The sequence below is a fragment of the Herbaspirillum sp. alder98 genome (genome assembly GCF_020179755.1).
Classification (GTDB): Bacteria; Pseudomonadota; Gammaproteobacteria; order Burkholderiales; family Burkholderiaceae_D; genus Herbaspirillum.
In genome coordinates, this window is sequence record NZ_JAIUCY010000002.1 from 504,550 (window position 1) to 519,121 (window position 14,572).

Consider the following 14,572-nt stretch of genomic DNA (forward strand, 5'->3'; position numbering starts at 1 on the left):
GCGCGCGCAAGCAAAAGCCCCAGATCCAATACGATACGTTTCGTCTCGGATTCTAGGGGCATTTACAGCCGCATTCAATAAAATTTACGCTTGTTAGTTTGTCGGGCGGGTCTCTAAAGTTGTGTGAAGGCTGGCTGGTATTGATTCAGAACCAGTTACTGCAATGCCGGCGTGGGCGAGATACTGCCCAGCACCAGGTCGAGCTGCGCCTTGACCTGGCGCTCCTCGAAGTCCGCGCTGCCGGTCAGCAGCCGTTGCAGCAGCGGCGCATAGAGCAGATCGAACACCAGGTTCAGGTCGAGGTCGGAGCGGAATTCCCCGGCCAGCGCACCGCGCTTGAGCACCGCCACCAGTGCTGCCCGTCGGGGGCCCAGGTAGCTGTCGTTGAAGATGCGCATGGTGTCGTCGTCGAACTGGGCCAGGGCGATCATCTCGCGCACCACCCGGCCGCTCTTGCCGCGCAGCAGCTGCGACAGACGGGCGATATGTTCTTCCAGGTCGCCGCGTGCCGAACCGCTGTCGCCGATGGCCGGCATCGGTTCCACCGCGCGCAACAGCGCTTCCATCACCAGCGCGCTCTTGTTGGGCCACCAGCGATAGATGGTGGCCTTGCCCACGCCCGCGCGCGCAGCCACACCTTCCAGCGACAGCTTGTCGAAGCCGATTTCCTCAAGCATCACGTAAGTGGCATCGAGGATGGCGTCGTGGCTGACCGCATTACGGCGGCGACCGGTGGCCGGATCGGAAATGAAGGTGAGAGAAATGATGCGCTCCAGAAAAAGAATACAGACCGTCCCGAGCCTTTAACGGCAAGACCGGAAACAACTTGAGCCCTTTTCTGGTGCATCCTCGATATTTAGCCGAAATTACACTGGTCAATCCACGCAAATCAGCCAGGAGGCAAGCCACCATCCAGCCACTTTCCGGTGCGTTCCAGGCGCGGCAGATAGCCCCGCTCACCATCCAGCGAGAAGGCGATGCGACGGGTGCGCCCCATCAATTCGTCGCGGGCAAAGAAACCGTAATAGCGCGAGTCGGCGCTGTTATCGCGGTTATCGCCCAGCATCAGGTAGTGATCGGGCGGCACCACCACCGGCCCGTAGCTGCTGCGCAAGCCGGGGTTGGCCTGCGCCAGCCGTACCAGGTGCGACATGCCGTCGACCCGCTCGTCGCTGTAGCGCGCGTCGTCGACGCCGTCGCCGCTGGCCGGCGCGACGGCGACCGGGTCGTAGCTGGCCGCATCGCCATTGATGGTGAGTACGTTGTCGCGCAATTCGATGACGTCGCCCGGCAGGCCGATGACCCGCTTGAGCAGCAGTTCGCCGGCCTGGCGCGAATCGACCGTGACGATGTCGCCGCGCCGGGGCTCGCCCAGACGGGCCAGGCGGATATGGGTCAGCGGCAGGCGCAGGTCGAAGGCCATCTTGTCGACCAGGATGCGGTCGCCCGCCAGCACGGTCGGCATCATCGAGCCGCTCGGCACCACGTTGTAGTCGGCGATGGCGCTGCGAAACGCCACCATCAGCAACACGAAGATCAGCCAGGCCTTGAATGATTTCATCGTGGCCTCAATCCAGCCAGGCCGCCGGCGCGCTGCCCAGCGGGCCGGCCGGCAGCGTCCAGTGCAACGGCACGCCGTCGATCTCGAGGGCGTCGCGCAGCCGGCGCGCCGGGCCCCAGGCAGTCGCTTCGATCGCCGGCCCCAGGTCGTCGGCTGTCTCCGGCGCCAGCGCCTCTTTCTGCGCCGCATCCGGCGCCTGTTGCGTCAACAGCAGCGCAGTGCGCGCCAGCGACAGCCGCCAGTCGCTGCCGACGCCATCCTGCCAGCGCAGCGTCAGCCCGCGCAAGGCGGCCGCCGCCATCAGGTAACCCGTTGCGTGATCAAGCGCCTGCACCGGTAACGGCGTGGGGCGGTCGCGTCCGAGCTCACGCATGCCAGCATGGGCAACGCCGGCGCTCATCTGCACCAGGCTGTCGAAGCCCCGGCGGCCGGCCCAGGGACCGCTCCAGCCATAGGCGTCGAGCGCCACGTCGACCAGAGCGGGATTGCACTGGCGGCGCCATTGCTGGCCCAGTCCCAGGCCTTCAAGCGCGCCACCGCGATAGCCATGCACCAGCACATCGGCCTGCGCCAGCAATGCGGCGAACGTGGCGCGCTGACCCGGCGCGCGCAGATCAAGCCGGGCGCAGCGCTTGCCCAGCGTCATCTCGGGCACCACGCCGGGCTCATCCCACCAGTCGGGATCGATCCGCAGCACCTCGGCGCCCAACCCGGCCAGCATGCGCGTGGCAGTAGGCCCGGCCAGCACCCGGGTCAGGTCGAGCACACGCACGCCGGCGAGCGGGCGCGCCGGGTCGGGGCTGCCCTTGGCGCGCCAGCCGGCATCGAACCGGGCCTGCGCCACCAGCGCTTCGCCGGCCACGGCCTGGCCCTGCGGATGTGCCTGCCATTGCGACTGCGAGCGCATCTCGGCGGCGCAGCCGCCATGGGCGACGATTGCCTGTTCCAGTTCGACGCCGCGCCAGCCGGCCACGGCGGCGGCCACCTGTTCTCGCTGCGCCTGCGGATCCAGCTCCAGCACCTCCAGCGCACGGATGCGGTGATGCGGGGCATTGGTATGCAGCCGGATCCAGCCGTCCTGGCAACGATAGTCGCCGGCCACGGCGTCCCACAATGCAGGCGCGGTCCAGCCATCCGGTCGCAGCGAGCTGGCAAACCACATCGATGCCAGACGCCGGTCGCACCTCAGGGCGGGTGTTGCTCCGCCCATGGCCTGGGCCAGTTCGGCCGCCGCCAGCCCGGCTGCCGCCACCGACGCCTGGGCCAGGTCGCTCACGCCAAAGACCGACGGCAGATCGCCATTACCGATGAGGCCGACAGCGGAAAGTTGCGCCGCTGCGCCATCCAGCCCTTGCCAGATCTGGGCCAGCAGCTGCGGCGCCAGCGGCGCGGTGGTGGGATTCGGTGGCGAGGATTCACGCATGATTGTTCCTTATTATGGTCTGGCATCGGGCGCCAGACGCAGCATTATTGCTTGTCCTGAAAAATCGCGTGCGACGCCGGCCAGGCACCCGGCACTTTATTGACATTGCGCTGCCGCACTTGATTGCGAATAAGAATTGTTCCAACTATAATCGTCAACTTGCGCATTGCCGTTCGCGGCAAGACGCAGTCCTGATCCAGCCGCTGCCGCCACGATCATTGTCCGGTCGCCAATCCGTTTGGTTCCGTTTTGCTCTGACCAATTTCCGTCCGACAGTCCGTCATCGTGGCCAACTCCAGCAACCCGCCCTTGGGCGATCCTTTCGAACAGGTCTACAGCAACCATCATGGCTGGCTGCACTCCTGGCTATGGCGCCAGCTCGGCTCGCGCGACGACGCCGCCGAACTGGCGCACGATACCTTCCTGCGCCTGCTGGCCAGCAAGCAGACATCCCAGTTGCAAGAACCGCGCGCCTACCTGCGCACCGTGGCGCACGGCCTGCTGGTGAACCACTGGCGCCGGCTGGAACTGGAGCGGGCCTACCTGGATGCGCTGGCCGCCCGCCCCGAAGCGTTGCAGCCTTCGCCCGAACAGCGCGCGCTGGTGCTGGAAACACTGCAACGCATCGACGCCCTGCTCGACCGCCTGCCGGCCCGCGCCCGCCAGGCTTTTCTGCTGTCGCAACTGGATGGCCGGACCTACCTCGAGATTGCCGGCGAACTGGGCGTGTCGGACCGCATGGTCAAGAAATACATGGCCCAGGCCATGCTGCAATGCATGTTGCTGCTCGAATCCTGAGCTTCCCTCTCCTACTCTTCCTGCTCGCCATCCGCCATGCAAGACCGCCTGCACCTGTCCCGCCCCGCCGATCTGCCGAACACGCCCGAGCCGCCTTCATTCGAACAGCTGCAGCAGGCGGCCGAGTGGTTTGCGGTGTTGCGGGCCGACGATGCCGACGCCACCCAGCAACAGCGCTGGCGCCAGTGGCTGGAGCGCGACGCCCGCCATCGGGCGGCCTGGAAACGGGTGGAAGCGGTCAATGCCGAATTCGGCTTGCTGCCGGCCAGCGTCAACCACCGCGTGCTGTCCCGCGATGGTGCGCGACGCCGCCGCGCCATCAAGACGCTGGCCTGGCTGGCGGCTGGCATCGGGGTGGCGGGCTCGCTGGGCAGTTCGCCCCAGGTGCGCGGCTATGTGGCGGGCCTGAACGCACAGTTTCGTACCGCGCTGGGCCAGACCAGCCAGCAGCAACTGGCCGATGGCACGACGCTCTGGCTCAACACCGCCAGTGCCGCCGACGCCCCCTTCAACGACCAGTTGCGGCGCATTGCGCTGTACCGGGGCGAAATCATGGTCCAAAGCGCACATGACCAACGGCAACCGGCGCGGCCGCTGGTGGTCGATGCGCTGGCAGGTCGGATGGAAGCGCTCGGCACCCGCTTCCTGGTCAGGCTCGACGGCGATCAGGTGTTGCTGACCGTGTTGCAGGGCCGGGTCCGGATTACCCCGGCCAGCGCCGGGCCGGCTGCGGCGCAGGTGATCGAGGCCGGCCACCGGGTGCGTTTTGATCGGCATGGCATCGGCCAGACCAGCGCCGCCGACGACAGCATGGCCGCCTGGAGCCGCCAGTTGCTGATGCCTGACGACATGCGCCTGGATGATTTCCTGGCCGAGCTGGGGCGCTACCGCTCGGGCTACCTGGGTTGCGCCCCGGAAGTGGCCGGCCTGCGACTGGTGGGCGTCTATCCCATCGGCGACACCGACCGCGTGCTCAAGGCGCTGGAGGCGACGCTGCCGGTGCGGGTACGGCGCACTTTGCCGTGGTGGGTCACGGTGGTGCCAGCCGAACGCAGTTGAACCGCGACCGAAAAGAATTTTCCATTTCCGGTTCCCTTTTTTGAGGTTCGCTTGGCAACGAAGATATCAAGCTACCCGACTTCAAGAAAGCAAGCTCACCATGCGCTCCTTCCCGTCTTCCCGCCCTGTCCGCCTGGTCCCCGCACTGCGGCCCTTGACCTTCGCCGTGCACCTGGCCGTATTGACCGTGCCCTGGCTGGGCGCACCCACCGCAGCTGCCCAGAGCAGCGCAGCGCCCGCCAGCACTGCCCGTAGCTACCTGATCGCCGCCGGCCCGCTGGGACAGGCCCTGCGCCAGTTCGCGGCGGACGCCGGGATCCTGCTGTCGGCCGACGCTGCCCTGACCTCAGGCAAGCGAAGCGCCGGCTTCAGCGGCAATGCCAGCATCGAGCAGGCGCTCGAACGGCTGCTGGCCGGCAGCGGCCTGAATGCGGTGCGCCAGCCTGATGGCAGCTTCGTGGTGATCAACGCGCTGGCCACCAGCGCCAGCGCCGATGGCCAGCTGCCGCAGATCGCGGTGCTGGGCGCGGCCAGCGGTGAAGCCGATGGCACCTATCGCGCCGTGCCCAATGCCAGCACCCTGCGGGGCAGCGCCGCGATGCTCGACGTGCCGCAGATCGTCAACCTGGTGCCGGCCCAGGTGCTGCGAGACCAGCGTCCGCGCAACCTCGACGACGCGCTGGCCGGCGTGTCGGGCCTGACCCAGGGCAATACCCTGGCCGGCACCCAGGACACCATCATGAAGCGCGGCTTCGGCGGCAACCGTGACGGCTCCGTCATGCGCAATGGCATGCCGCTGGTGCAGGGACGCGCCTTCAACAGCACCGCCGAAAGCGTGGAAGTGCTCAAGGGACCCGCTTCGCTGCTGTACGGCCTGATGGATCCGGGCGGCGTGGTCAACATCGTGACCAAGAAGCCGCAGCTGACGCAGCGCAGCGAGCTGTCGGTCACCGGCGCCACCTATGGCGACGGCAGGAACGGCGGCCAGCTCACGCTCGACACCACCGGGCCGATCTCCGACAGCGGGCTGGCCTACCGCCTGATCGTCGACCGCACCGACCAGAACTACTGGCGCAACTTCGGCCAGATCCAGGAAACCCTGGTGGCCCCATCGCTGGCCTGGTATGGCCGCGACACGCAGATCGTGTTTTCGATGGAGCAGCGCGACTACCTCTATCCGTCCGACCGCGGCACCGCGATCAACCCGCGCACCGGCCGCGCGCTCGACATCCCCGCCGAACGCCGCCTGGACGAACCCTACAACGTCATGAAAGGCAACAGCGAAACCGCGCAACTGACGGTGGACCACCAGATCAACCCGGACTGGAAGGCCCACCTGGGACTGAGCTACAACCGCGACGTCTATAATGCCAACCAGATGCGCATCACCGCCGTCAACCCGGTCACCGGCACCGTCACGCGCGGCAACGACGGCACCCGCGGCGCGGTCTCGACCGACAGCTACGCCATTGCCTATGCCGAAGGCAAGCTGAACCTGGGCGGCATGCGTCACGACCTGCAACTGGGCGCCGACATCGAATATCGCCGCATCTATCGCAGCGACCTGATCCGCGGCGCGGTGGCCTCGTTCAACTACCTCAACCCGGTCTATGGCAGCATCTCGCCGTCCAGCGCAGTGTCGGCGACCGACAGCGCCCAGACCGACCTGCTGCACAACCAGTCGCTGTTCATGCAGGATGCGCTGCACTTCGGGCAGCGCTGGATCCTGGTGGGCGGCCTGCGCTACCAGGACTACAGCCAATTGGCCGGACGCGGCCGGCCGTTCAATACCAACACCGACCTCTCGGGTAACAAATGGCTGCCGCGCGCCGGCCTGATCTTCAAGCTCGACCCGCAGGTGTCGCTGTACGCCAGCTATACCAAGTCGCTCAAGCCAACCTCCACCATCGCGCCGCTGGCCAGCGGCGCCGTCATCAATTCGGCGATCGCGCCAGAACAGGCGAGCGCCTGGGAAGGCGGCATCAAATATGAAAACCCGACCGGGGTCTCGGCCACGCTGGCCGTTTTCGACATCAAGAAACGCAATGTGCTGGTCTCGCAATTCAACAACAGCACCGGCCTGACCGAATGGCGCACCTCGGGCGCGGCGCGCTCACGCGGGGTCGAGCTGGACGTCACCGGCCAGTTGAGCCGTCGCCTGTCGATCATCGGCAGCTATGCGCAACTCGACGCCCGCACCACCGAAGACCCGCTCTACACCGGCCTGCGCCTGTGGAACGTGGCCCGGCGCACCGCCGCACTGTCGCTGGCCTATGACGTCGGCCCCATCGTCGGCGGCGACAAGCTGCGCATCGGCGGCGGCGCCCACTATGTAGGCGACCGTCCGGGCGACTCCGCCAACAGCTTCAGCCTGCCGTCGTACACCGTGGCCGACGCCTTTGCCACCTACGACACCAGCATCGGCGGGCGCAACGTGAAGTTCCAGTTCAACGTCAAGAACCTGTTCAACAAGACTTACTACACCTCCAGCGCCAACCAGTACTTCGTGTCGCTGGGCGACGCCCGCCAGTTCTCGCTGACCACGTCGCTGGAATTTTGATGCTGCGCACCTGCATTGCGACCGCATTACTGGTGCTGGCCCCGCTGGCGCTGGCGGTCGACGGCGCCCCCCTGTCGGCCATCTCGCTGCGCGCCGACGTGCTGCCCGGCAGCGGCCATAGCTGGGGCACCGGCGCGCTGGATGCGGGCGGCCGGCTGTTCATTGCGCGCCGCGAAAACGGGCTGACGCTATTCGACCCGGCCCGACATCGCGTGCTGGCCAACGTGGCCGGTACCGAAGGCGCCAATGCGGTAGTGGTGGTGACGGCGCTGGATCGCATCTTCGTGGCCAACATGGACGGCACGCTGGGCATCATCCGGCGCTCGGACCTGCGCCCGTTGCGTCGGGTGCAGATCGACGCCGGCAATCTCAACAACCTGGTGTTCGACCGCGCCAGCGGCAAGTTGATCATCACCGGCGGCCGTCGCCAGCAACGCTCGGCGATCTACCAGTTCGACCCGGTCAGCGAACGCGTCACGGCCACCCGTGAATTCGAGGCCCGCAAGTTCGACGCGCCACTGGCGCTGGCCGACGGCAGCATCATCGTGCCGCTGCGCGACGAAGGACGCGTGATGCGCATCGCCGCCGCCACCCTGGCCCCGTTGCCAGGCTGGGAGGGACGCAGCTTTGCCGGCTGCCAGCACCCCAGCGCGGTGGCCGCCGATGAACCCGGCAACCGGCTATTCGTCGCATGTCGCGGCAAGGCGCCGCAAGTGAGCGTGGCGCGGCTCGATGACGGCAGCATGGTGACGACGCTCCCGGCCACGCCCGCCATCAACGCGCTGGCCTGGGACCCGACCCGCCGGCTATTGCTGGTGCCCAGCGGCAACGCCGCCAGCCTGACGCTGGTGCAACGCCAGGATACCGGCGGCGACGAAGCTTATCGCCCCCTGGCCGATATCGGCACCCGGCCGTGGGCGCACAACATGGTGTTCGATGCTGCCCGCGGGCGGGCCTACCTGTTTGCCGTGGACGTGATCCAGCCGGCGCCGGACGCCAGCGGCCAAAAGCAGGACCCGCGCTTCCTGGCAGACAGTTTTACGGTGCTTGAAGTGAACCTGGGCCAGGCCCGGGGACGCTAGGGCCTGCGCTGCCGGCGACAGCGCTTCCTGTCAGAAATGTCATCCAGACGTCAGCCTGACGTCGAGCGCCACCCCTTACATTGAAACCCTGTGCCGGCCATGGCGGTCCACGCGCATTGGGGTGCGTTGCCGCCTGCCGGTCATCGTCACCTTCCATGCGCCCTATGCCCGACCTGTTCCGTCCTGATGCAGCCAGTGCCAGCGTTCGTCATCTCACTCATCCAAAGACCATAACCCCCTTCCGCGCCAGACGGGGGATGACGACGCTGCTGCTGGCGGCATCCCTGGCGGGCTGCGCGGTCGGGCCGGATTACGCCACGCCAGCCATGGAATTGCCGCAAGCCTACAAAGAAGCCGGCCCCTGGAAGCTGGCCACGCCGGGCCAGATCGATCCTGACCAACCCTGGTGGCAAGCCTATGGCGACACCCAGCTCAATGCGCTGATCGAACGCGCCAACGGCGCCAACCAGAGCATCGCCCAGGCCGAAGCCCAATACCGCCAGGCCAGCGCCGCTGCCCAGCTCGCCCGGGCATCGTTGTGGCCGACCGTCGGCGCCAGTCTCGGGACCAGCCGGGCCCAGACCAATACCAATGGCGTGCATCGGCTGAGCGACAGCTACAGCGCCGGTCTCAACGCTTCGTGGGAAGCCGATATCTGGGGCCGCATCCGCCGTTCGGCTGAAGCCGGCGACGCCAGCGCCGAGGCCAGCGCCGCCAGCCTGGCGGCGGCGCGACTGTCGATCCAGGCCACACTGGCGCAGAATTACCTGCAACTGCGCGTGACCGATCTGCAACGCGATCTCTACCGCCGTACCGTCGAGGCCTACACCCGCTCGCTGCAACTGAGTTCGCACCAATACGCGGCCGGCACCGCCTTGCGCTCGGATGTGGCGCAGGCCGAAACCCAGCTGCGCTCGGCCCAGGCGCAACTGATCGACCTCGACGCCACCCGCAACCAGCTCGAACACGCCATCGCGATCCTGACCGGCCAGGCGCCGGCGCTGTTTTCGCTGGCGCCACTGCCGCCGGCCCCGGGCCAGTCCGAACAGCAGGCGATGGACGCCAACGCTGCACGGCTGCAGGCCAGCCTGCCGCAGATCCCGAGCGGCCTGCCGTCGCAACTGCTGGAACGTCGCCCCGACATCGCCGTGGCCGAACGCCAGGCCGCAGCGGCCAACGCCAATATCGGCGTGGCCCGCGCCGCCTACTTCCCGACCCTGACGCTGTCGGCCAGCGGTGGCTATGGCAGCGTCGCCTTCGGCCAGTTGTTCGATACCCCGAGCCGGGTCTGGTCGCTGGGCGCGGCGCTGGCCGAGACCCTGTTCGACGGCGGCGCCCGCACGGCCCGCAATGCCCAGGCCACGGCCGCCTTCGACGCCGCCGTGGCGCAATACAAGCAGACCGTGCTGGGCGGCATGCAGGAAGTCGAGGACAACCTCTCCACCCTGCGCGTGCTGGACCAGGAAAGCGCGGTCCAGGCGCAGGCCGTGCAAGCTGCGCAACTGGCGCAACGGCTGGCGATGAGCCAATACCAGGCCGGTACCGTCACCTACCTGTCAGTGGTGACCACCCAGGCCACCGCCCTGACCAACCAGCGCACGGCGGTGACGCTGCTGGGACGCCAGTTGCTGGCCAGCGTGGCCCTGATCAAGGCGACCGGCGGCGGTTGGCACGCGCCCGCGTCCACTGCTTCCCGCTGACCCTTGCCCCCCACACCCTCACGAGCTCCAGGCATGACACTCTCACCCAAGCTGTTGCAACGTCCTTCTTTCGCCCTGACCATCGGCGCCGTGCTGCTGGCCCTCAGCGCCGGCGCCGGCTGGCTCTATGCGCAACGCGCCAATGCCGCCACCAAGCCCGACGCCAAGGAAGCGCCACCAGTGTCGGTAACGCTGGCCCGCGTGCAGCAGCGTGACCTGCCGCTGTACCTGGCCGGGGTCGGCACAGTGACCGCCAACGCCAGCGTGACGGTCAAGACACGCATCGACGGCCAGCTCGACCGGGTCGGATTCAGCGAAGGCGAAGAAGTCAGGAAAGGCCAGGTGCTGGCCCAGATCGACTCCCGCGCCTTGCAGGCGCAACTGGCGCAGGTCGAGGCCACGCGAGCGCGCGACGCCGCGCAACTGGCCAATGCCCGGCTCGACCTGCAGCGCTACACCACGCTGCGCGCGCAGGACGCGGCCACCCAGCAACAGCTCGACACCCAGAAGGCGCTGGTGACCCAGCTCGACGCCGCGGTCAAGACCGACGAGGCGCAGATCGGCTACGCCCGGGTGCAACTGGGCTACACCACCATCACCGCGCCGATCTCGGGACGGGTCGGCGCGCGCCTGGTCGACCCCGGCAATATCGTGCACGCCAGCGACGCCAACGGCCTGGTGGTGATCAACCAGATCGATCCGATCACGCTGGTCTTCACCCTGCCCGAAGCGGCGGTGCCGGCCATCAACCGCGCCATGCAGCAAGGCGCCGAACCGCTCAAGGTGGGCGCCTATGCGCGCGATTCGCAAGAAGCCCTGGCCACCGGAAAACTGGTGCTGCTGGATAACCAGATCAATACCGGCAACGGCACGGTGCAATTGAAGGCGCGGTTCGCCAATGCCGGCCACAAGCTGTGGCCTGGCCAGTACGTCAACGCCCGGCTGCAGATGGACGCCCATGGCGACGCCCTGACGGTGCCGGCGGCCGCCATCCAGCGCAACCAGCAAGGCACCTACGTGTACCTGATTGACGACCATGACCAGGCCGGCATGCAGCAGGTCAAGGTCGAGCGGATCCAGGACGGCATCGCGGTGCTGGCCGCCAATGGCCCCCTGAGCGCCGGGCAGCGGGTGGTCATCGATGGTCATTACAAGCTGCGCCCCGGGGCCCGCGTGATCGATGCCCTGGCGGCGAAAGGAAGCGCCAAGTGAGTGTTTCCGCCGCCTTCATCAAGCGCCCCATCGGCACCACGCTGCTGGCCATCGCGATCCTGCTGGTGGGGGCGGCGGTATGGCCGCTGCTGCCGGTGGCGCCCCTGCCACAGGTCGACTTCCCGACCATCCAGGTCTCGGCCAGCCTGCCGGGGGGTAATCCCGAAACCATGGCCTCGAACGTGGCGCAGCCGCTGGAACGCCAGTTTTCGCTGATCGCCGGGTTGTCGCAGATGACATCGCAAAGTGCGCTGGGCACCACCCAGATCACGCTGCAGTTCGACCTCAATCGCAATATCGATGCCGCCGCGCTGGACGTGCAGGCGGCCATTAATGCATCCACCGGCCAGTTGCCGGCCAACATGCCGAACCCGCCGACGTTTCGCAAGATCAACCCGGCCGATTCGCCGATCCTGATCATGTCGGTGCAGTCCGAGGCCTTGCCGCTGACGGTGGTGAACGACTATGCCGACAACATCCTGGCGCAGCAGATCTCGCAGATTTCCGGAGTCGGGCTGGTCAACGTCAATGGACAGCAGAAGCCGGCCGTGCGGATCCAGGTCGATCCGGCCAAGATCGCCACGCTGGGCCTGAGCCTGGAAGACATCCGCGCGGTCATCGCCACCACCACCGTGAACCAGCCCAAGGGCACCGTGGACGGCGTGCGCCAGAGCTTTACGGTCTATACCAACGACCAGTTGCTCAAGGCCGAACAGTGGAACGACATGGTGCTGGCCTGGCGCAATGGCGCACCGATACGGGTGCGTGACGTCGGCGTGGCGGTGGACGGCCCGGAAAACAACAAGATCGCCGCCTGGGCCTTTGCCGGCGCCGCCGGGCGCGAAGGTAACACCATCACCAATGGCCGTTCGATCGTGCTGGCAGTGACCAAGCAGCCGGGCGCCAACGTGATCGAGACCGTGGGCCGCATCAATGCCGCCATGCCACGCCTGCGCGCGGCAATCCCGGCGGCGATCCACATCAACACCCTGGTCGACCGTACCCAGACCATCCGCGCCTCGGTCGAAGACGTCGAATTCACGCTGATCCTGACCATCGCCCTGGTGGTGATGGTGATCTTCGTGTTCCTGCGCAACGTCGCCGCTACCCTGATCCCCAGCATTACGGTGCCGCTGGCGATCATGGGCACGGCCGGCGTCATGTATGTGGTGGGCTACAGCCTCGACAACCTGTCGCTGATGGCATTGACCATCGCGGTCGGCTTCGTGGTGGACGATGCCATCGTGATGCTGGAAAACATCTATCGCTACGTAGAAGAAGGCATGGAGCCGATGCAGGCTGCGCTCAAGGGCGCCGGCGAGATCGGCTTCACCATCATCTCGATCTCGGTGTCGCTGGTGGCGGTATTCATCCCGCTGTTGCTGATGGGTGGCATCGTCGGCCGGCTGTTCCGCGAATTCGCGGTGACGGTGACCCTGACCATCGGCGTGTCGGTGATCATCTCGCTGACCCTGACGCCGATGCTGTGCTCGCGCTTCCTGAAGAACCAGCACGGCCAGCAGCATGGCCGCATGTACCAGTGGTTCGAGCGCGGCTTCGACGCCATGCTGGCCGGCTACAAGCGTGGGCTGGACCTGGTCTTCCGGCACCAGTTCCTGACCTTGCTGGGCTTCATCGCCACGGTGGCGGTGACGGTGCTGCTGTTCGTGATCATTCCCAAGGGTTTCTTCCCGCAGCAGGATAACGGCGTCATCGTCGGCTTTGCCGAATCGGCCCAGGACACCTCGTCCTCGGCCATGCACGAACGGCTGCTGAAGGTGGCCGACGTGGTGCGCCAGGACCCGGACGTGCTGGGCTTCGCCATGAGCGCGGGCGCGACCACCTTCAACACCGGCCAGTTCTTCATCGCCCTGAAACCCAAGGACGAAGGCCGCACCGCCGACGCCAGTGAGGTGATCGCCCGGCTGCGCCCCAAGGTGGCGCGGGTGCAGGGGGTGAACCTGTTCATGCAGGCCAGCCAGGACATCAACGTCGGCGGCCGGCTGGCGCGTACCCAGTACCAGTACACCCTGACCGACACCGACCTGGACGAGCTCAATACCTGGGCTCCGCGCATGCTGGAACGCTTGCGCAAGTTGCCGCAGCTGACCGATGTGGCCTCGGACCAGCAGAATGCGGCGGCCACGGCGACCATCACCATCGACCGCGCGCGCGCTTCCAGCTTCGGGATCTCGCCGTCGCTGATCGACGCCACCATCTATGACGCCATCGGCCAGCGCCAGGTGGCGCAGTATTTCACCCAGATCAACAGCTATCGCGTGGTGCTCGAAGTCACGCCCGAGCTGCAGAAGGATCCGGCGCTGTTCAACAAGCTCTACCTGACTTCGCCGGTGACCGGCCAGCAAGTGCCGCTGTCGACCTTCGTCAGCGTCGACACCACCAAGACCGGTTACCTGTCGATCAGCCACCAGAGCCAGTTCCCGGCGGTGACGATATCGTTCAACCTGGCCCCGGGGGTGTCGCTGGGCGAGGCGGTCGACATCATTCAGAAGACCAAGGAAGAGATGGGCGTGCCGCAGACGCTGGTCGGCAATTTCCAGGGCACCGCCAAGGCTTTCGGCGATTCGCTGGCGTCGCAGCCGTACCTGATCGCGGCCGCCCTGATCGCCGTCTATATCGTGCTGGGCCTGCTCTACGAGAGCTACATCCATCCACTGACGATTCTCTCGACGCTGCCCTCGGCCGGGGTCGGCGCGTTGCTGATCCTGATGGCCGGCGGCTATGACCTGTCGGTGATTGCGTTGATCGGCATCATCCTGCTGATCGGCATCGTCAAGAAGAACGGCATCATGATGATCGACTTCGCCCTGACCGCCGAGCGCGAACGCGGCATGGCGCCGCAAGAAGCGATCTACCAGGCGTGCCTGCTGCGGTTCCGGCCGATCATGATGACCACCATGTGCGCCCTGCTGTCGGGCCTGCCGCTGATGCTGGGCCACGGCGCCGGCTCCGAGCTGCGGCGCCCGCTCGGCTTTGCGATGGTCGGCGGGCTGGTGCTGTCGCAAGCGCTGACCCTGTTCACCACCCCGGTGGTGTATCTGTATCTGGATCGGGCGCACTATTGGTACATGAACAAGAAGGAAGCACGCGCTGCACGTCGCGCCGCGCATCAGCATTGAAACTGCCAGGCGCGTTAAAATTCGGGCGAGGAGACCG

10 protein-coding genes are annotated in these 14,572 nt (G+C 66.8%); 7 read left to right on the forward strand and 3 right to left on the reverse strand.

Annotated elements, in window-relative coordinates; all coding sequences use genetic code 11:
• Positions 1-155: 155 nt before the first annotated feature.
• From LBW87_RS07005 to LBW87_RS07015, 3 genes are all read right to left on the reverse strand, one after another.
• Complete coding sequence (locus tag LBW87_RS07005; protein WP_320442719.1) at positions 156-785, reverse strand: TetR/AcrR family transcriptional regulator; 630 nt, start codon at positions 783-785, stop codon at positions 156-158.
• Positions 786-889: 104 nt separating this feature from the next.
• The gene (gene lepB / locus LBW87_RS07010; protein WP_225200721.1) at positions 890-1,561 is read right to left on the reverse strand and encodes a signal peptidase I; all 672 of its coding nucleotides are present in this window, start codon (positions 1,559-1,561) and stop codon (positions 890-892) included.
• 7 nt (positions 1,562-1,568) lie between these two features.
• Positions 1,569-2,984, reverse strand: a complete 1,416-nt coding sequence (locus tag LBW87_RS07015) for a CoA transferase (RefSeq protein WP_225200722.1) — start codon at positions 2,982-2,984, stop codon at positions 1,569-1,571.
• Between the two features lie 285 nt (positions 2,985-3,269).
• Between LBW87_RS07015 and LBW87_RS07020 the strand changes: the two genes are divergently transcribed.
• The 7 genes from LBW87_RS07020 to LBW87_RS07050 all read left to right on the forward strand — a co-directional run bounded on the left by LBW87_RS07020 (position 3,270) and on the right by LBW87_RS07050 (position 14,535).
• A complete protein-coding gene (locus tag LBW87_RS07020; protein ID WP_413927621.1) occupies positions 3,270-3,782 on the forward strand; it encodes a sigma-70 family RNA polymerase sigma factor in 513 nt (170 codons plus the stop codon).
• A gap of 36 nt (positions 3,783-3,818) precedes the next feature.
• Entirely contained in the window at positions 3,819-4,841 is a 1,023-nt protein-coding gene (locus LBW87_RS07025) for a FecR domain-containing protein (protein ID WP_225200724.1), read from the forward strand.
• Positions 4,842-4,941: 100 nt separating this feature from the next.
• On the forward strand, positions 4,942-7,401 hold the full coding sequence (locus LBW87_RS07030) for a TonB-dependent siderophore receptor (protein WP_225200725.1): 2,460 nt from the start codon (positions 4,942-4,944) through the stop codon (positions 7,399-7,401).
• The gene (locus tag LBW87_RS07035; RefSeq protein ID WP_225200726.1) at positions 7,401-8,483 is read left to right on the forward strand and encodes a YncE family protein; all 1,083 of its coding nucleotides are present in this window, start codon (positions 7,401-7,403) and stop codon (positions 8,481-8,483) included. The genes LBW87_RS07030 and LBW87_RS07035 overlap by 1 nt, the downstream gene beginning before the upstream one ends.
• Before the next feature lie 257 nt (positions 8,484-8,740).
• On the forward strand, positions 8,741-10,183 hold the full coding sequence (locus LBW87_RS07040; RefSeq protein WP_225200727.1) for an efflux transporter outer membrane subunit: 1,443 nt from the start codon (positions 8,741-8,743) through the stop codon (positions 10,181-10,183).
• Positions 10,184-10,216: 33 nt separating this feature from the next.
• The gene (locus tag LBW87_RS07045) at positions 10,217-11,395 is read left to right on the forward strand and encodes an efflux RND transporter periplasmic adaptor subunit (protein ID WP_225200728.1); all 1,179 of its coding nucleotides are present in this window, start codon (positions 10,217-10,219) and stop codon (positions 11,393-11,395) included.
• Entirely contained in the window at positions 11,392-14,535 is a 3,144-nt protein-coding gene (locus LBW87_RS07050) for an efflux RND transporter permease subunit (protein ID WP_225200729.1), read from the forward strand. Before LBW87_RS07045 ends, LBW87_RS07050 begins: the two co-directional genes overlap by 4 nt.
• Positions 14,536-14,572 lie beyond the last annotated feature (37 nt).

Bases quoted from the DNA above. Each gene is read 5' to 3' on its own strand.
- lepB (WP_225200721.1), bottom strand. From the start codon at position 1,561: ATGAAATCATTCAAGGCCTGGCTGATCTTCGTGTTGCTGATGGTGGCG.
- LBW87_RS07015 (WP_225200722.1), bottom strand. From the start codon at position 2,984: ATGCGTGAATCCTCGCCACCGAATCCCACCACCGCGCCGCTGGCGCCG.
- LBW87_RS07025 (WP_225200724.1), top strand. From the start codon at position 3,819: ATGCAAGACCGCCTGCACCTGTCCCGCCCCGCCGATCTGCCGAACACG.
- LBW87_RS07030 (WP_225200725.1), top strand. From the start codon at position 4,942: ATGCGCTCCTTCCCGTCTTCCCGCCCTGTCCGCCTGGTCCCCGCACTG.
- LBW87_RS07035 (WP_225200726.1), top strand. From the start codon at position 7,401: ATGCTGCGCACCTGCATTGCGACCGCATTACTGGTGCTGGCCCCGCTG.
- LBW87_RS07040 (WP_225200727.1), top strand. From the start codon at position 8,741: ATGACGACGCTGCTGCTGGCGGCATCCCTGGCGGGCTGCGCGGTCGGG.
- LBW87_RS07045 (WP_225200728.1), top strand. From the start codon at position 10,217: ATGACACTCTCACCCAAGCTGTTGCAACGTCCTTCTTTCGCCCTGACC.